The organism is Nocardioides sp. CPCC 206348, assembly GCF_048654705.1.
Lineage (GTDB): Bacteria > Actinomycetota > Actinomycetes > Propionibacteriales > Nocardioidaceae > Nocardioides.
On sequence record NZ_JBMCZA010000107.1, the window covers coordinates 41261 to 60128 of the forward strand.

An 18868-nucleotide genomic window follows, 5' to 3' on the forward strand; every position below is an offset into this window, starting at 1 on the left:
GACCTGGTGGTCGGCGAGTTCGAGGCGTAGGCCTCGGCCGAGTTGCTCGACGGCGGCCTTGCTCATCGCGTACGGGATCGTTCCCATCCCGTTGATGAAGGCGAACACCGAGCTGATCAGCACGATCTGGCCCCGGTTCGTGATGACTTCGTCCATGCCGGCAGCGACCGTGTTGACGACCCCCGTGACGTTGACTGCCAGCGTGGCCTCGACGTCGGCGATAGGGGTATTGCGCAGGGTCGCCGCCTTGGCCAGCAGGCCGGCGTTGGCCATCACGACGTCGAGGCGGCCGAAGCGGTCCACCGCCTGTGCCACGACGTCATCCAGCGAAGACCGGTCCCGGACGTCGGCGACGCAACCGAGGACCCGGTCAGCGCCGAGCGCCGCCGCACGTTCTGGAGTCGTCGTGTCGATGTCGGCGACCACGAGCCGCGCACCTCGGCGAAGCAGTTCCCGCCCGGTCGCCGCACCGATGCCGCCGTTGCCGCCGGTAATCAGCACGACCTTGTCGGTGAGGTCGTACGGCGTGCGGGTCACGCGGGTCATGAGACGCCCCGCTTCGGGCGGAAGGACACCCGGCCGTTGCGACGCACCATCGCCAGGGCGGTCACCAGTGGGCCTCGGTCTAGGTCCGGCTCGAGGCCGCGGGCGAGCCGGTGCAGCTGGTCGACGTTCCAGCTGATGTTCAAGAACCCGTCGAGCGCCTTCAGATCGGTGAGGCGGCCGAGGAACCGGCGCATGCCGGCCTGGATCTCGTGGGTCACCAGCGTCGTCGTGCTTCCGTCGAGGAGGCTCGCAGCGGCGTCGGTGGCGGTGACCGTCGGTCGGGCGATGCCGACGAGGTCGCAGTCGCCCGCGCTGAGCGCGTCGTCCATCGACGTGCGCTTGCGGAAGCCACCAGTCACCGCGATCGGCACGGCGCCTGCCTCGCGACGGACGGACCGCGCGTAGTCCAGGAAGTAGGCCTCGCGTGCCCTGGTGGCGGGCGCTTCGGAACCACCCATCGCCGGGGACTCGTAGTTGCCACCGGAGACCTCGATCAGGTCAACGGCCTCGCCGGCCAGTGCGGCCACCACGGCTCGCGAGTCTTTCTCGGTGAAGCCTCCCCGTTGGAAGTCGGCCGAGTTCAGCTTGACGGCGACGGCGAAGCCCGGGCTCACCCGCTGCCGGACCCGTCGCACGACCTCGATGAGGAACCGCATCCGTCGTTCCGGAGTGCCGCCCCATTCGTCGGTGCGCAGGTTCGTGAGCGGCGAGAGGAACTGGGTGACCAGGTAGCCGTGGGCCGCGTGCAGCTCGACGCCGTCGAAACCTGCCTCTTCGCACACCCCGGCCGCGGTCGCGAACCTGTCGATGATGTCCTCAATCTCGGTGGGGGTCAGTTCGCGCGGAGTCGCGGCGCCCGGCATGGCCAGGGCCACCGGGCTGGGAGCGACCGGCTTGTGCCCGACGGCCAGCAGGTTGGACTGGCGTCCGGGGTGGTTGAGCTGGGCGAAGATCGCCGCACCGCCGTCGTGCGCTGCCTTGGTCCACTCGGTTAGCCGGGCCAGAGCCCGGTCGTCCTCGATGACGATGTTGCCGGGCTCTCCGAGGTGGCCGCGGTCGACCATGATGTTGCCGGTGATGAGCAGGCCGTAGCCGCCCTGCGCCCACCTGCGATACAGCGTGACGATCCGCTCGTCGGGTGAGTTGTCCGCGTCACCCAACGCCTCGCTGAGCGCTGCCTTCGCGATTCGGTTGGGCAAGCGGACGCCGCAGGGAAGTTCCAGCGGGTCGGTGAGTGCAGACATCGAGGCTCCTGGTTCACGAGTTGCATTACGTTCATACTAGTATGCTCGTAATGCTATGATGGCGCAAGTAGAACGACGAAAGGAATGTGGCGATGGCCAGGTACGCACCGGAACACAAGGACGCGACGCGACGACGGATGATCGAAACCTCCGGCCGCCGGTTCAAGCGCGACGGGTTCGACGGGGCGGGCATCTCCGCGCTGGTGGCCGACGCGGGCCTGACCAACGGCGCCTTCTACGGACACTTCGCGTCAAAGGACGACCTGATCGCCACGGTCGTCTCCGATCAGCTCGCCGCCCAGGTCGCGCGGGTCGAGGCACTGCCCCTCGGCCTCGCCTCGGTGGAGACCTTCGTCCGTGAATACCTCTCCCCCGAGCACCGCGACGACTCTGGAAACGGCTGCCCTTCGGCAGCCTTGCTCGACGAGATCACGCGTCAGGACGTTGCCACCCGGGAGGCGTACACCGACGGTGCGCGGGCGCTCATCGACGCGATTACAGGACACCTCGCCGTCGTCGATTCCGTGGGTGCCCGGGACCGGGCGATCGGTCTCTTCACGCTCCTGGTTTCGTCGCTCCAGCTCGCCCGCGCGGTCACCGATCCTGAGCTGTCAGATCTGGTTCTCGCTTCGGGGTACCAGAACGCGATGCGGATCGCCGACAGCCAACCCCGATCTCGCCGAGCGCCGGCGCGCGGGCGCGAGTCTCAACGGCGCTGATCCCAACACGTTCTATACCGGCGGCGTCGAGGGCTACACCGACTTCTCCACGATCGAACAGGCCGCCTGAATCCCGAGCCGTCCGACCCATCCGTATTCACAGAGAAGGAGAACGTCATGAACAACCAGCACCAGTCCGGTGACGCCGTCGTCACGGCCTATAGGGACGCCCCTGCGCGCACGATCACCGCAGGCGGTGTCACCTTCGCCTACCGCGAGCTGGGACCCAAGGGCGGTATCCCGGTGGTGTTCTTCGTCCACCTGGCCGCGACCCTGGACAACTGGGACCCCCGCATCGTCGACCCGATCGCCGCGAACCGCCACGTCATCGCGTTCGACAACCGCGGCGTCGGAGCCTCCAGCGGCTCGGTCCCCGACACCATTGAGGCCATGGCCGACGACGCCCTGACCTTCATCAAGGCATTGGGCTACGACACGATCGACATCTTCTCCTTCTCCATGGGCGGCATGATCGCCCAGGCGCTCATCGTCAAGAACCCGGGCCTGGTGCGCAAGCTCGTTCTGACCGGCACCGGACCCAAGGGTGGCAAGGACATGGACAAGGTCGCCCGGACGACCTACTACGACATTCTGCGCGCCACTCTGACCCGCTCGGACCCGAAGGAGTTCCTGTTCTTCAACCGCAACGCCACCGGCAAGCCGGCAGCCAAGGCTTTCGTGAAGCGCTTGCAGGAGCGCACCGCCGACCGGGACGCACCGATGAAGCTCACTGGGTTCCAGACGCAGTTGAAGGCGATCAAGGCGTGGGGGCGCGGCAAGCCCGACGACCTCTCGGTCATCACCCAGCCGACGCTGATCGCCAACGGTGACAACGACCGGATGGTGCCCTCGATCCTTTCCGAGGACCTGCACCGCCGGATCGAGGGTTCGGAGCTGATCATCTATCCCGACTCCGGACACGGCGGCATCTTCCAGTTCCACGACCAGTTCGCTCCCGTCGCCACCGCCTTCCTCGCCGACTGATCCCTTACCAACTGAACAGGGGAACGGATCATGGACGCTGCCAGCACGGAGTCCGCATCCGTGACGAACGAGAATTGTTCGACAGCCTCGGCCCCATCGCCGCCGCCGTCAGCTAGCGAACCGGGACTCGCGCCACGTGGGCGAGCCCAACTGCCATGGGTAGCGCGACCGCTGGGCGAGGTCGCGAACGCCGTCGTTCACAGGGACGATCGCCACCCTTGCCGCGCGGCAGGAGAACGGTTCGACGATACAGATCGTGAGTCGTTGACCTCTGGGTCAACGCCGACGCGCGGCCGGGCAAAGGGACGGCGCTCAGTCCGGTGAGTCCACCAGTGGCCATCGCGATCCATGCGTATCCACTGACGTCGGACGCAGCGCTGCCGTCGCGGCAGCTCGACTGCCCACAATTGCCTACAAGCACCCCGCAGAGCAGATCGAGACGGCCTCCGAATTCTTCGGAAACCGCCTCTGACCTGCACTTATACTTTGTAGCGGGGGCAGGATTTGAACCTGCGACCTCTGGGTTATGAGTTATACCTACAGGCAATTTCGATCCTCGCTCCACGCTCACGATTCGGGTAAACTCCCAGGTCAGAGGCACATTTCGGTTCCACGGACGTCCACGAACGTCCCAGCAGGTCCATGCCGACTTTGCCTACAACTGGCCCACACGACAATTCTCGGGAGGTCTCAGGCGATGGCGTGGATCATGGAACGCACCGGAGCACGCGGCACCACCTACATGGGCGTCTACCGCGACCCCGACGGCCACAAACGCTCGGCCGGGTCCTTCTCCACCCGCCGCGAAGCCCAACGTGCCGCCAACCGCGAAGAACAGAAGGTCCTCGCCGGCTCATGGCACGACTCCTCCCTGGGCGACATCACCTTCCGCGAGTACGTCGAGACCGAGTGGCTGCCCAACAAGCACGTGGAGGCCTCCACCCGTGCGGCCTACGTCTCGAACCTGGACAAGCACTTCTACCCGTTCTTCGGCCAGCGCAAGTTCAACCGGATCTCGCCCTCTCTGGTGCAGGACTGGGTGACCAAGGCGCACACCGAGGGTCTCTCGCCGAGGTCGATCCGCAAGTACCACGTCTTCTTGTCCTCGATCTTCGGCCGCGCCGTGAAGGACCGGGTCCTGGTCTACAACCCGTGTGACCACACCGAGCTGCCCAAGGTGATTACTCGCAGGACTCGCACCCTGACCCCGCAGGAGTTCGACCGGCTCCTGGCCGCCCTCCCCGCCCAGCACCGGCTGATGATCGAGACCCTGATCGAGGCCGGACTCCGCTGGGGCGAGCTCATCGCGCTCAAGCCCCGCCACATCGACTTCCTGCGCCGCACCCTGGCCGTGGAGGAAACGATCGTGGAGGTCTCCAAGAAGCACTCCCCCACAGGGGAACGCTACCTGGCCAAGCCCTACCCCAAGGACAACGAACCCCGCACCTTCGGCGTCCGCCAGGCTTGGCTCGACACGATCGCCGAACACATCAAGACCAACGGCATCGGCCGCGACGAACTGCTGTTCGCGACCACCGCGGGCACCCCGATCTCCCGCAACACCTTCCGCACCCGGACCTGGCTCCCGGCCGTGAAAGCCAGCGGAGTCGACTTCCCCGTCCGCGTCCACGACCTGCGGCACGCCCACGCGTCCTGGCTGCTCGCCGGCGGCGCCGACCTCAAGTCCGTGATGGAACGGATGGGCCATTCCCAGATCCAGACCACCCAGAAATACCTCCACACCCTCCCCGATACCGACCAGCGCAACCTCGACGCGCTCACGCGCGTTCAAACCAGGGACAAATGAGCAACGCTGACGAGTCAGATCGCTGTGGTGCTCAACCGAACGACGCATTGTCGGCGCGGTACGAGCCGCGGACCCCGCGACACACTCCGGCGTACGGCTGTCCTGAGCGGCCGTGGACTCAGAGCATTTCTGGCCCATCTGATCGCTCGAGGCCATCTAACTCCCATAGGTGACTGTCAGCGACGTCGCCGCCGGAGGAAGCCATGGATGACAAACTGCTCTACAGAGTCCCAGAGGTCGCCGCCTACCTAAGCATCAGTCGCTCGAAGGTCTACGAGCTGCTGAAGTCAGGTGAGTTGCCTTCCGTTCACATCGACCGCACCCGCCGGGTCCGAAAGTCAGATCTGGAAGGGTACGTCGATTCGTTGGCGGCGGCGTCGTAATGGCCCGCTGGACTGGAGTTGGGCGAGACTCACGCGGCGAGCCGTCGAACCGGCACGAATGGCGACTCAGGCAGGTCATGGCCGAGTCCAGCATGTGGCACACGAACAATCTCCTGCGCGCGCCCACGAGGTCGAACAGGCGAGGTCGGACAGACATTTGGACCAGCGACCTGTGGACGTGATCGGCGTCCGGACCACTACCGTCCAACTTGGACGAACGTGGGTTTCCTCGGGGTGTTGAGCGGAAACCTCACGGACAGAGCCCCACTCTATTGGAGCGTTCTGGAGACGCGGGCCATTGTTTGTGGCCAGTAAGTGGCCGTGGTTCGAATCCGCGGTATCAGGCGAACTCCGAGCGAATCGACAATGTGGGCTCACTCGAGATCACCACCGTATTCGCGAACGACCTCGTCTACAGCATCGGCGACGTCACGCAAGAAGCGGTTCTGATCAGGCGACGCACTCACTGTCGGGATCGGAGCGCCACGGTCGTAGACGTCGTTGGCGATGATCCGGGCTCGCACGAAAGTCGACCCCGGTCCCTTCTGCAGGTAGGCCTCCTGCCAGCCCAGCCGAACGTCATCCCGGAGGCGGCGCTGGGTCAGTTCCACGAGCCGGTTCGTCACGGCATTCGAGAGAGCGTCGATGGTCGCCTGCTTCTCGTCCTCGCTGGGCTCGCCGCCGGACCAGCGCTCCGGGCGCTGCAGCATCAGGTAGACCTGCATCTGAAGGTGGTAACGCAAGTCAGCCACAGGCTTGAGGTTGTCGTACTCGTCGTTCCATCCCTCGGCCAGCCGACGGCTGAGTGCCTTGACGCGAGTCCAGTGCTCCTTGGGCGCGTCCGGGTTGTAGTCCAGACCGAGGATGCCGCGCCATCGGGTGTGGAAGGTCTTTGCTGCCTCCATCACGGCCAGTGACAGGTTCATGCGGTTGAACACTGGGCGACTCGGGCCGGCATCGGCGGCGCGCTCCGGGTGCGCCAGGAGGTCCAAGGCGGCGTCGAGTTGCTGGATAGAGCGCGAGCCAGCCTTCTTCTTGGCGTCGAGCTGATCCTGGATGCCGCCAACGAAGAAGCGCGCCCTGTCGATTCGACGGCGCAGCACGCGTTCGGCGGCGGGGCCGAGTTCGTCGCCGATGGACTTCAGCACGTTCTCGACCGATGCGAGGACGTGCTGTTCGCGGTCGCTGAACCCCGGCAAGTTGTCGCCTTTGACCTGATCGAAGTGAGTGAAGATGACGTGCAGCTTGCTGGCGTTGCCCGAGACAGCGATGCCCTTGAGCGCTGCGACTGGGGCAGCCTGCATCGGCTGCGCAGCGTTGTCCACAAGCAAGACCGCGTCGACATTCTGCAATTGAGTCGCGACATGGGTAGAGAGCGTCGCGACCGACTTCGGGGTGTGACCGAGTCCTTCGCCGTCGACAAGAACCAGGCGGACGGGCGCTGACGCCCAGTCCGGCTGGAAGGGCCCGCTCACTCGGATGCCATTGACCAGCGGTGTCAGAAGGCGTCCGAACAGCGGCGCGTAGTTACTGGAGAAGCGCGTCACCAGCTTGATGAACGCCACTCGGTCATCGGACTCCCACGACCAGGTAGTCGGCCAGCCCTGGCGGTTGCGCGTCAGGTCTCCCACATCCAGCGCGGCGAAGCGCTTCTCGATCTCGTCGAAGAGCGAGTCGACGATCTCGTGGAACTCGTCGGACTGCCGTAGATCGCTGTCGAGACTCTCCTCGATGAGCTCCTCCAAAACGCGCTCGTCCTCCTCGATGTCCGCAAAGGCTTCGCTGATAACGCTCGCGTGGCGGGCCACGACGATCTTCACCGCTTCAACGGCGTTCGTAACGACCCTTGTCGTGGTCGCGAGATCGACGGTGCCGTACTCATCAGGATCGATGTCTTCGAAGTCTTCGACATCGTCATCATCAGCAAGGTCATCATCACCGGTCGGGGCAGTGCCGCGTCCGAGCACATAGCTGAACCGAAAGCGCTGGTTGATGTGGTCGAGAAGGCGACGGCGGATCTCGTCGTCGGATCGCTTGCGGAAGGCGGCGAGCGCAGCTTCGGACACGTTCTCGGTGACGTAGTCGACTACCTCGTCACGAGGAACGAAGGTCACCACGGCGCGGTAGAGCTCGTCGTCGGTCGTGATGAGTTCGGTGTCGGCGACTGTCGTCTTCGCAGTTGATGTCGAAGGGAAGCGCTCTGTGTCCGGGTCGGTGCCAAGCAGTTGCCGTACGACAGTGGTCTTGCCAGCGCCAGTGGTGCCGAGTAGCAGGACCGTGCGGTAACCGTCATGTTCACCCGGCAGCGGAACGATGGCATCGCGAAGCTCGGCGAAGTCGACCTCCGCGGCCTCCAGACCCTCGTAGAAGATGTCGACGATCCGGGCGTCGAAGCGACCGACCGCCGTCGACCGAGCGGTGGCTTCCCACAGCTGGGGGCTACTGAGCAGTTCGTTGAGCTGGTCGACGAGCATTCCTGCTTCGGTCTCGTCGCTGGTGCCAAGTCCGCGACGGACGCGACGTCCGGTCTTACCGGTTGCCAGGTCCAGGCGGGCCGGGTGGCGGAAGATGACCGACCACGCTTCGCGGCCCTGGTTTCGGCTCTTGCTGGCGGTGTAGAACTTCATCCCCGGCTCCAATTTGGTTGTTCCTACGGTGTACCAGAAAAGAATGCGTCACCGCGGCGCCATTGTCAACGTCGATCGGTACACCCGAGGAACAACGGGCCTGGCAGTCCCCCAACATCGAGAGGACCTCTTCGGGCCGGGGGACAAGCGCAAGTCGTCGTGGATGAACGCGTGACGCGGGCTCCTGGCCGCACCTGACAAAGATGAGGCCAACGCTCGGCTCATCCACTCGTACTCCCGCCCCGCGTCCGTCCTCAGGTGTGTGGTGCGCCAGTTGAATCGAACATGGACGGCTGCATCTGATCCAATTCGGGTCGATACACATCGGCACCTGGGCCGACGCCATCGGATCGCCGCCAGCCGATCTCCTCGATGCTGAACGACACATCGCCGCCAAACAGGACCGCCATCCGCACCACCATTGGAAGATCCCCTTCGAGAACGACCTGACCGAGCGAGTCGGTCTTACTCGTGGCCCAGCCCGCATCCCGCACATCTAGTGCGTTGAATGTCGCCGCGATTGAGACCGTCTCGTCTAGGTCGTACTCGGCGACGTAGAGGCCATCGGGACCGACCGAGGTTGAGACTCTGGTGAAGGTTCCGTCCCACTGCACGTCGTCGACCAGCACGTTGTACGGAGACCGTTCGAAACCGAGGTCGACAATGTGAGGTTCCAGCTCGCCCTGGATATCGGACGTCTGCATGTACTCGTAGACCTCGCGGTCCTGCGCGCTCATCACCGCATCGGTCATCCCATCGGCCCCCCAGGGCAGGGCGTCGAGGAGCCAAGGCCCCAGTTCTTGGGTGAGCTCCACGGCACCCTTGAGGTCGCGCACTTCTGCGGCCAGCTGCTCCGCGAGGTTGCCATCGGGTCCGGCGAAGATCTTGTCCGAGGACACAAGCACGACATCCCGGCCAGACCGAGCGAGTTCCAACACGTCGGCCCAAATGAGTGAGTCGCGGTAGCCGCCTCCATTCGCGTTGAACGGCGGCGTTCTTGTCACGGCTCGCTTCACGAGGTCGACGTGCGGCACCTCGGGCCATGTGAGGACAGTGAAGCCCAGCCGGTAGTCGAATCGTTCCAACAGGTAGTCACGGTAGGCATCGCGGTCGAGGGCGCCAATGACGTCAAGGCCGAGCCGACGGCGTTCTCGTTCGGCAAGGCCAGAGGCGTCGCCTGCCTTGGCCAGAGCACGCTCGTAGTTCGCGACCGTCTCTTCGAGAACGACTGCTGGAATATGGACCTGGACCCAGGGAGATGGACCGCTGTGTTCAAGCAGTTGATAGCGCAGGCTCATGCACACGAAGTCCCGAGCAAGCTCGTTGGAGTCGAGTATCAGGGTCTTCACGCAACCGATCCTACGAAGGTCCGCCGACAGATCGCCGGCGCCATTCGCGCCCGGACGACGCTCGGCTACTCCACCTGCCCGATTACGCCAGCGACGAGGTCGTCTTCCCGCACGAGCATCCAGATTCCGTCTGCGAACTGGATCTCAAAGAGGTCGCGGTCGCCGTCCGGCCGGCTCGCCTCCGGCATGCGGCTCATCTGGAAGTAGGGCTGCCCGTCCCGCATCAACGCCTCGCCGTCACGAGTGACGCGGGAACGGAAGATCCCGATCCGTCCATCCTTCGCCGTCATGCATCCAGCTTGCCCGCGCAATCACGATGTGTCACTTCCGGCCCCGATTCTGTGGAAAGTCATCGCGCCGGGGTTTCTGTGGAGCTATTGGGCCGACTGGTCGACGACCACGTCATCGGGGTTCGCCGAGTTGATGACGGTCCACTGGATCAGGTTGCTCCTCGGCACCGCCTTGGCTGGCACGGCGATTGAAATCAGGCCCACGAGATCCTTTCGGTCGATCGGCGTCGTGGCTTCATCTGGCTCGCGGTCAGGTACCAGCGAAATGAGGATGACCCCGCGGGTCGAGGACTCTCCGAGCGGGGCAACCGCTTCCCCGAGTGCGATCGGCCTCGCGGCTGCACGGTGCTTGCGGTCCGAGCCGACGAAGTCGATACGCCCTGCGCGGCGCTTGCGCTTCACGACAGAGACATCGCCGCCGAGCTCCGGGATGTCGAAGAGACGTCCGCCCGTGTTGGGCCAGGTCCAGACAACGGCCCAGTCGGTGATCTTTTTGTCGTCCGTCGCCTTCTTGATGAAGCCACGGAACGCCTTGATGTTGGCCTCGTACTCGTCGTTCCACGCCAGGTTGCCGAACAGCTGGATGAATTCATCGGCGCCCACGAGGCCGACTCTGGCCCGCTGGTGGAAGCCTGCCTTGCCGTCAAGTTCGTACGGAAGCATGACCTCGGTGGTCGCGTGCTTGAGCAGCGGCACCACGACGTTGTCGAGGTTCTTGCGGTTCTCGTCGCTTCCGCTCGGCGGGAGCCCGTAGAGGTCCTGGATGTCCGTCGGGGCCTTATTGGCGATGACGGCGTTCCACATCTTGTTACGGGCGGTCGGCTTGAGCCAGGGAAGGTGCTGGCTGACTAGCGGCGGGATCTGCCGCGGCTCCAAGAGGGGCATGCCATTCTCGTCGAACCCGGCGTACTGGCTTAGCTCCGCTCGAAACGCTTCCTCATCCATCAGGAGCGCCTCGAAGGCTTCGTAGAGGTCGACCTGAGAGTCGCGCCGGATGTAGAGCCGAACGAGGTCTTGGTAGCCGGGCCGGAATCCGAACCAGCGCCCGGCCTGCATGAGGGTGTCTGCCTGGCCGGCTTTGCGTCGGAAATAGGAGACGGTGAGTCCTTCGACCGTGAAGCCTCTACTGAGCTGGGTGCCGCCGACGAGAATGCGCCACACCTTGTCGGCCTCGAAGTCGAGCTTCTTCTGCTGGGTCTGAATCTCTTTGTCCGAGTTCACGATGAGGACCGGGTCACCGTCGATCGTGATTTCGGCCAGTGCCGTCCCAATGAACGGCTTGAGGTCTTCGAAGGAAGCGGGGATCGGAGCGCCCGCTGCGCGGGCTTCCATGACGGGCCGGAAGTCGGTGTCGTAGAGCTTCTTCAGCCGTGCGAAACCTTCGGACGAGTTGAACTTGGCCTTGCCCCACAGCGACCGGACGTCGGTGGCGGTGTCGGCGTGGTCGTCCTTCCTGACCGACTCGTGCACCAGCATCGTGTGGTGGCGGTACGCGACGTCCGAGCTTCCCTCGCGGTACTTCTTGATGGCTCCCGAGAGGACCCACGCGTCGAGCGCCTCCTGAAGCTCTTCGATGCGACCGACTGGATCGGTGTCGACATCACCGACGAGCGGACGGATGTGGGCGAGTTCGTTCGAGTTGGCGACGGTCTTCTCTTCGTCGTCCCACCTCTTGCCGACGTCGTGGAACTCCTGAACGCCCATGTAGCCGGGCGGCCTGTGGAGCGACAGGACGAAGTCTGCCGGGAACAGGTCGCGTTCGTCGTCGGGGTCGACGAACACGTTCGCAAAGGGTGTCGCGGTGTAGCCGACGTACTGGGCACGGGGGCAGATCTTGAGGATTTCCGTGATCAACTGGTTGATCGTGGTGCGCTTGCGATTCTCGGCCGAGCCCTTCTTCCACTTCGCGGGGTTGGTCGTGTCGACCGATGCCTGATCCGACTCGTCGTCGATGATCAGAACAGGTAGTTCAGCAAGGTCGTTCTTCAGTGGCTTCAAGTCTTGGATGAGCTTCTTCAGCGGCGCGCTGTTCTTCTTGAGCACGGCGACATAGGCACCCGAGTGGAAGAGGTTCTCCTCGTCATTGAGCGGCTTCTGCTTGTTCTTGCGTGCGAACTTGAGCTTCGTCATGGCCTGGGGCAGCCGCTTGTAGTCGCTGTGATGACTAGTCACACGGGCGATCTCGACGACACCCGGAAGGGTGAGAGCATCACCGTGCTTGACGAAGCGATCTGCCTTCCACTCTTCGTCCTGCTGGTAGTCGAGTTCCTTGGCGACAGCAGGGTCGGTCGGGTCCTGCCCGCCGAGGATGTTCTCGACCCCCATGAGTTCCATGTCCATGCGCCTCTGAGTCTGGGAGCGCAGGATCTCGATCGTCCCGGTGAGCACAATGATCAAGCGGTAGCCGGCGTCGATCCCCTTGGCGACCACTCCGGTGAAGTTCGCGGTCTTCCCGCTCTGTACGTAGCCGACGACGAGGCCCTTCGTCTGCTTCGCTTCGGGTCGGGTCGGGCGACTGAGTCGCTCGATCACTTCGGAGGTGGTCTCGTCGAGGGACGAGATGGATGAGGCCGGCCACTTCTTCACATCACGCAAGTACGTCTCGTAGTCATCCCAGTACACGCTGGTCCTGAGCTTTCGCTCGGCCGGATACCAAGGCTCGAAGACCTTCGAAATCACGATGGCGGGAAGCTCGAATACCTCGACCCTCTCGGTGAATGCCGCCGCCGCCTCACCGACAAGACCGAGTCCGTTGTAGATCGCCGAGCGGCGCTCCTGCGTCCGCGGTGCCGTGGCGATGCCGTCAGCGGCGACGTGGTCGTCTTGGCTGTCCCACTTCGCCAGTGCCATGCGAGCTTGGGTCAGGGCGGACTCGTTCTCGTCCGCACCGCGCACGAACATTGCTAGTTCCTGCTCGTCGACGGTCGATCCGGACATTGCTGCAAGCAGAGGAAGCAGTGGCGTGGGTAGTTGGTTCTTCAGGGCCACGAACACGTTTGTCAGGGCGTCGGCCCATCCAGGGCGCTGGTCGGTCACGTGCGTCAGCTCTCCTTCGACTCCACGAATCCGCCGATGGGGTCGGGAAGCGCGTCATGATGCAGGTCGGTCAGGTCCACTCTGTACGAGACGTCCGACAGAAGTGCGAAATTGGGTACGACCGGTGCTACCAAGTCAGGGGTCATTGCCGGGAAGTCGTTCTTGACGTCGTACGCACGCGGCTCGGAACGCAATGCCCAGAAAGTCGCGTACAGGTCGGCGTCCTCGTCCTGCCAGCCGAAGCTGGACAACATCGCGTCGACTCCCACCTGGTGACCGCCAGCGATCTTTCGAACGTTTGCCACCACCTGCGGAAGGGTCCGACCACCGTCCGGGGAACTCCTCGTGAGCTGGATCGACAGCATGCTGAGCGGCACCCCCCGGAGCGGCACGAGCTGGTCCAGTCCGTGCACGACGTGCCGCCGTCGTTCACCACTGGTCGTCTTCACCTCGATGTGGACCGAGTCGAACGTGAAGTCGTGCTCCTCGGACAGTGGACCTTGCCAAGCAGCCGCCGCCGGACCCGCGCCGACCTGATGGATGAGGAACTCCAGGAAGAGCAACTCTCCGATCAGCCCGACCTCCTTCTCGGTGGTCATCGCACCGCGGCTGGCGAACACATTTCGATGGCGGGCGACTCCGGCCGCGACTGCCGCAGCGAGCGGCATCTTCTCGATCTGGAGCTCGTCGGCAATGGTGGCGAGTAAGCCATAGGCACCGTGGACGCTGCCCTCGACACGAACCGTCAGCTCGGCCAACTCCTCGTCCCCTGACGACACCGCACTGAAGCCGACGTTCTTGAGTTTGGCAACGTCGGGCTCGGGGGTGTCATAAGCCGTGACCAGTGTGATGAGGCCGTTCTTGGGGTCGAGTTGGAGGCGACAAGCCGGCTCACCCTTGATGGGCAGCACCATGGGTGCGCCGTTCGCCCACAGCTCGTCGAGAGTTGTGAAAGTCAGATGCCGCGCATCATCCGGCGAAATCGTCATCGCTTCGTCCTCACTCGCCACGCATGTGCTCCTCGGCGGCCGCAGCGGCCCCAAGGACACTTTGCCAAAGAGCTATCTGATCCTTGTCCCGCGACCCGAGAAACTGACCTTCGAAGACGTGGTGGGTCAGCAGGAAGACCAATGCCTTGAGCACAGGGGCGTCATTCAGACTCCCGCCGTCAGGAGCGAACAATGCGCGATATCGACTGTTGAGCCACAGGGTCTTGTCCGGGTGGTCCACATCCAGGAACTCGCCCGCTGGCATGCGCTTCCACTTGATGTTGACAGCTTCGCCGTCGATGAACGACAACTCGGTCCCAATGCGCCTGCGGACCGCCGGCGCTACACCCTTGTCCGGCCGGATTACCGGCTTGCGCTGGCGCTTCCGCTTGTTCGCGTCGGTGTAGATCGACTCGGCGTCCTGGAGGTAGGTCAGGAAGGTGGTGCCGTCGCCGGCTTCGGCTTTGTTGATCGCGTCATGGAAGACAGGCTCGAACTTCAAGCCGCTCTTTTCGGGGTTCATCGTCACGAATGGACCTATGGCACCCGTGTCTTCCAACACGACTCTCGCGAGCTGGCGTGCCGCGGTAGGCGTGGCCGTGTCCGACCAGCCGCCGATCTGGAGCAGGCGGTCGTTTCGGTAGATGTAGAAACCCTGGAACTGTTCACCGCTTTTGGTGCCGATCCGGAAGCCGGTGACGTCGGACTTGGCTGGCCACACATGGCATTTCAGCTTGACCCGCGTCTCGCCAGCCCTCGCGACGAGGTCCTTGGGGTACTCCGGGTGCCCCGAGGTTGCGTAGCTGAATGGATCGATGGGCATCACCGGGATTCCCGGGCCTGCAAGGGCTTCTCCCAGCTCGTCGATAAGCACGTCGATCTGAAGCCGCTTGGCGGTCAGGAGCCGGTGAAACGTGACCCCGAGGTGCGCTCTGAGGACTTCGTTGCGCGTCGAGAGCCAACTACGTGCCTCTTCAGGGTTCCGACCGCGATACGCATTGCGAACATCGGTCCAAACGATCGACGTCCCTTCGAGAGACCCGAGAACGATCTGTCGCTCGGCAGCATGCTCGGCTGCGACGTCGGCCGAGAGCACTTCACACGTGAAGTCCTTGGAGAAATCGGCGCGCCGGATGCGACGCCCTACAGGCGTTGCTCCGTACTGCGTGGACCACACCGTGAGCACGTCGCTGTGACCGAACGACGCTGCCTTGAGGCCCATTCCGAAATGACCCAGGTCCCCGTCCACGTACTCACGCTGGTGACCGATCGTCATGGCGGCGTTCGCCCCGGCAGCGTCCATGCCTCTGCCGTTGTCGAGCACTTCGACCTGCGTGAGGCGATCGTTACGGGTCAGCAGCCGGATCGAAACTCGGGACGCCCCCGCATCGATACTGTTGTCGACGAGGTCGGCGATAGCCGACTCCAAGGTGTGGTTGGCCCCGAGGCTGTTGACCAGGCCCGCGTCGGGGGCGAGTTTGATCCGTTCGATGACATCGTTCGAGGCTGTCACCATTCGACGTCCTCGAAGTCGCTCTTGTCGAACCCGAGAACCTTGCTGTTCTCGCGAACTGTCCGAGCCACGGCCTCGGAGAAACCTTCACTGTTTTCGGCACTGACTTCGAGAACGATGGAGACGTTCTCGGCACCCGGGGCAGTCACGATGTGCCGAAGGACCTCCTCGATCACCTCACGCAGTCTGCCGGCAATGGCATCCGGCTCACTCGCGTCGACCTCGTATCGGCCTTCATATCGTGCGCGCTCCACCACCGACGACGTTTCGGTCACGGGCGACGGAGTCGTCGTGACCGAGGGAGCAAGTGGGTCAGTTGAGGTGGGCTCGCTCGTGCGGACCTGGACGGCCGGCTCGCTGGACCGGATCGCAGCCTGTTCGCGGGCACGCTGTGCCGATGCGACGTGCGGGGCGACCAGGTAGGTGTCGTCGGTGACGACGGCAGGACCATCCTCCAGCGGCACGGTCAGGCCCATGAAGTCGCCTGTTGTCGCGTCGTAGTCGTCCGCCAGCGCGAACCCGGTCTGGGTCCACGCAATGTCCATGGCGGCATCCTCGATGGCGCGCACCAGGACGGTCTTGTCGCGCAGGCGTGGGAGATACGGGTACTTCGTGTAGTAGTCCCACAGGTCGCCGACGCGGATGCGTCCTTCGTTCCAGACCCGATGCAGCTTGGAGTCCAGGTCGTGGCGGATCGTGGCCGGCGCAATCTGCACCCGGAGCACGTCCTCCTTGACGAGCTTCTTACCGGTGCGGACGCCTAGTCGATCGTCGTCCCCGTCCGCGCGCACGACTGAGATGCTGAACGGCTCATTCTCGCCGCGATCGCGCGGATAGAGCGCCCAGATCCAGCTGGTCCCGATCCGTTGCGAGACAACCTTGTTTGTCTCGTCAACCTTGGCGCTCGCGAGCGCAACGCGCTGCTGGGTCAGGTCGAGATGGTCCTTGTCCTTGACGACACTGCGCCATGCGAGGTGCTGTCGGACGATCGACTCCAGCTCGGCGTAGCGCTGCTCGTCGGCGGCCAGGAAGACCAAGGTGTTTCGTCGCTCGCGGCTGGCGCTCCCGCGGTTGGCGACGACGTCCCGTGCGAATCTGATCGCTCGGGAGTCTGTGTCCTTGTTCTTGTGCGTGAATCGCGGGTGGGCGTAAACCAATCGGACGGCCTCCGCCTCGGGCACGTCGGAGGTGTCCTCAGGAGCGACGATGGCTCCCGCGAAGTCGGCACCCGCCTGCCCCGCCTGCTTGAGCCGGGTGACGACCTCGGCCCACACGTCTTCTTCATGCAGGTTCGCTGCGCGCTCGTTGACAGTGCGATTGAGCGAAGGCTGTAGGTCGTACCAGTAGCGGACGCCCTCCGAGAACAGGTAGGTCGCTTGGTCGCTCAACATCTGGAGTGCGGACCCGAAGTTGCCGACTGTGTCGCCTGGCATCGCGACACCCAGGAAGATGTGGTTGCGCTCGATCCCCTTGTGTGCGCTTTGCAGGGTCGCTGCCGAGCCGAGGAACGTGGCGCGCGCGATGCGTCGTGTGAGGCCACGCTTGCCGAATAGCGGGCGCTCGCGATCGATCTGGAACGGGAGGCTGTCACGCCCGTCGACGTCCGAGTCGATGACTGAGCGCCACTGAGCGTCGACGTACTGAGTCAGTTCACCGACGACTTGGTCAGCCGCGATCGGGACCGACCCCGGCATGATCAACGGCGAGTCGTCATCTGCCGCATAGAGTTCCTTGACCACGCCACTCATGAGCCGAAGCACACCCCGGGTGCGCTGGAAACGTTCGAGCGTCGACCAGTCCTCGTAGAGCCGTGCGAAGAGCTCGGGGTGGATCGGGTATGCAGAACGGATCTTCTGCTCGTAGGCGTCCTCGGTCGTCTCACGGGGGAACTCGCCTTGGTGCTCGCGATAGAACGTTACGAACTTGCGGGCCGTGGCTGCCACCTGTCGGAAGGCCTGTGCGTCGGGCTGCTCGAACAGCCGACGCCGCACGATCTCGAACGACTCCTGGGCCGAAGCGGGATGCCACTGATGAGCGACCCGGCCAACAACGTGCTCAAGTCGGCGCAGTGCGGCACGACCACGTTCGCCACCAGTCTCCAGGTCGGAGGCCAAAAACTCGGACGTTCCGTCCTGCTCGCGGCGAACATCGCTCGCAGGGATCGACACCAGCAGGAGCGCACCGGGCGTCGCGGCAACGGCTTCAGTTAGAAGCTGGGCAAAGGTGAACTGGGTCTCGAACGTGCCGCCTGGAAGGTCGTCGTCCCCGAGTTGGCGGGCGTAGGCAACCCACTCGTCGATCAGGATCACGCACGGCGAGTAGCGAGTCAGGACGTCCCGGAGGTGGTCGCCCGGACTTGTGCTGTTGGCGTCGGACTCCGCCAACAGGTCGAATGCTTCCTTTCCTCCGAGCTGGCGCGCGATCTCCCCCCAAAGCGTCCGAATTGTCAGCCCGTCACGCTCGCGGGCTTGCCCAGCGGCAATCTCATTGCCGACGACGGCCACACGACGAATGCTTCGATCGGTGTCGGCGAGGTCGGCGGAGTGGAGAATCTCTTGGATCTCTTGCGGGAGCTGGGCCGACGGCACCGACGAGAAGAGGTGCCAGACAGCGAGCATCGAGTGCGTCTTGCCACCACCGAACGTTGTCTGAAGATTGATCACCGGAGCCGCGGCGGCTCCGCCGGCGACACGGTTGGCTGCCTGCGTCAAGAGATCCTTGAGCCCCGTAGTGAGGAACGTTCGCCGAAAGAACTCGACAGGGTCCGAGTACTCGGCGGAGGTGGTACCTGTCTCATGTGCGACTGAGTGCAGGTTCGCCGCGAACTCGGACTCCTTGAAGCGCCCGCTTAGCACGTCCGGGTGCGGCTTCAACACCTCACGCCACGGCGTGAGGTCGACGTCGCCGAGCCCCGAGATTGACGTGCTCTCTCGGACATCGCGGCGGGTCTCTGCCTCGATCTGGGTGCGCTGAAGGTCGTTTCGCTCGGCCTTGATCCTGTCAGCGGCAGCAGGTTGGTCCGCGGCGCGGAGCAACCGTTCAGCCGTGTCCAGCGCACGGTACGTGTCATCGAAACTGAACGGCGCCCCGTGAGCCGCTCGATTCCGAACCTCGCGGAGTTCGCCCGCGAGGTTCTGCTCGGCACGCGACAACGCGGTGGAGAACGGGAAGCCGAGCGCGCCGAGGCGTTCGGTCATCACGCGCAGCTGAAGCGCAAGGTCCGAAGGCGCGTAGAGGAAGCCAGCCTTGTCGTTCCCCTTCTCTTCGTCAAGAACACGGAGGATGGACGGCCACTCCATCCCAGCCGGGACATGAGGGGCGAGCTGGCGGGAGACAAACGGCCCGAGAGCGTCCGCCGAGATCTCCAGTGCACGCGTCACG

Annotated in this window: 13 protein-coding genes; 4 read left to right on the plus strand and 9 right to left on the minus strand. The window is 64.2% G+C overall.

Annotated features, from left to right (window positions below; genetic code table 11):
- Together ACOADB_RS05665 and ACOADB_RS05670 are read right to left on the minus strand one after the other, a co-directional pair.
- On the minus strand, positions 1-546 hold a 546-nt coding region (locus ACOADB_RS05665), incomplete at its 3' end, for an SDR family NAD(P)-dependent oxidoreductase (RefSeq protein WP_378596966.1).
- Positions 543-1790, minus strand: a complete 1248-nt coding sequence (locus ACOADB_RS05670; protein WP_378596967.1) for an NADH:flavin oxidoreductase/NADH oxidase family protein — start codon at positions 1788-1790, stop codon at positions 543-545. The genes ACOADB_RS05670 and ACOADB_RS05665, both read right to left, overlap by 4 nt.
- A 92-nt stretch (positions 1791-1882) precedes the next feature.
- On the opposite strand from ACOADB_RS05670, the gene ACOADB_RS05675 reads away from it, so the two are divergent.
- From ACOADB_RS05675 to ACOADB_RS05690, 4 genes are all read left to right on the plus strand, one after another.
- Positions 1883-2509 carry a TetR family transcriptional regulator gene (locus tag ACOADB_RS05675; protein ID WP_378596968.1) on the plus strand — a complete coding sequence of 209 codons (627 nt, stop codon included), beginning with the start codon at positions 1883-1885 and terminating at the stop codon, positions 2507-2509.
- A gap of 117 nt (positions 2510-2626) precedes the next feature.
- Positions 2627-3493, plus strand: coding sequence for an alpha/beta fold hydrolase (locus tag ACOADB_RS05680; RefSeq protein WP_378596970.1), 867 nt, complete (start codon positions 2627-2629; stop codon positions 3491-3493).
- A gap of 709 nt (positions 3494-4202) precedes the next feature.
- Positions 4203-5300 (plus strand): tyrosine-type recombinase/integrase, encoded by a 1098-nt coding sequence (locus tag ACOADB_RS05685; RefSeq protein ID WP_378596971.1) that lies wholly within the window; start codon positions 4203-4205, stop codon positions 5298-5300.
- 203 nt (positions 5301-5503) lie between these two features.
- A complete protein-coding gene (locus ACOADB_RS05690; RefSeq protein ID WP_378596972.1) occupies positions 5504-5683 on the plus strand; it encodes a helix-turn-helix transcriptional regulator in 180 nt (59 codons plus the stop codon).
- Positions 5684-6057: 374 nt separating this feature from the next.
- Here the strand turns inward: ACOADB_RS05690 and ACOADB_RS05695 are convergent, their stop codons facing one another.
- The 7 genes from ACOADB_RS05695 to ACOADB_RS05725 form a co-directional block, all read right to left on the minus strand.
- Entirely contained in the window at positions 6058-8310 is a 2253-nt protein-coding gene (locus ACOADB_RS05695) for a hypothetical protein (RefSeq protein WP_378596973.1), read from the minus strand.
- 254 nt (positions 8311-8564) lie between these two features.
- Positions 8565-9659 carry a PIN domain-containing protein gene (locus ACOADB_RS05700; protein WP_378596974.1) on the minus strand — a complete coding sequence of 365 codons (1095 nt, stop codon included), beginning with the start codon at positions 9657-9659 and terminating at the stop codon, positions 8565-8567.
- 65 nt (positions 9660-9724) lie between these two features.
- A complete protein-coding gene (locus tag ACOADB_RS05705) occupies positions 9725-9949 on the minus strand; it encodes a hypothetical protein (protein WP_378596975.1) in 225 nt (74 codons plus the stop codon).
- An 84-nt stretch (positions 9950-10033) separates the two neighbouring features.
- Positions 10034-12985 carry a Z1 domain-containing protein gene (locus ACOADB_RS05710; protein WP_378596976.1) on the minus strand — a complete coding sequence of 984 codons (2952 nt, stop codon included), beginning with the start codon at positions 12983-12985 and terminating at the stop codon, positions 10034-10036.
- 5 nt (positions 12986-12990) lie between these two features.
- Entirely contained in the window at positions 12991-13995 is a 1005-nt protein-coding gene (locus ACOADB_RS05715) for a PD-(D/E)XK motif protein (protein WP_378596977.1), read from the minus strand.
- Positions 13985-15487 (minus strand): ATP-binding protein, encoded by a 1503-nt coding sequence (locus ACOADB_RS05720; protein ID WP_378596978.1) that lies wholly within the window; start codon positions 15485-15487, stop codon positions 13985-13987. The genes ACOADB_RS05715 and ACOADB_RS05720 overlap by 11 nt, the downstream gene beginning before the upstream one ends.
- Positions 15484-18867 carry a Swt1 family HEPN domain-containing protein gene (locus ACOADB_RS05725; RefSeq protein ID WP_378596979.1) on the minus strand — a complete coding sequence of 1128 codons (3384 nt, stop codon included), beginning with the start codon at positions 18865-18867 and terminating at the stop codon, positions 15484-15486. Before ACOADB_RS05725 ends, ACOADB_RS05720 begins: the two co-directional genes overlap by 4 nt.
- Position 18868 lies beyond the last annotated feature (1 nt).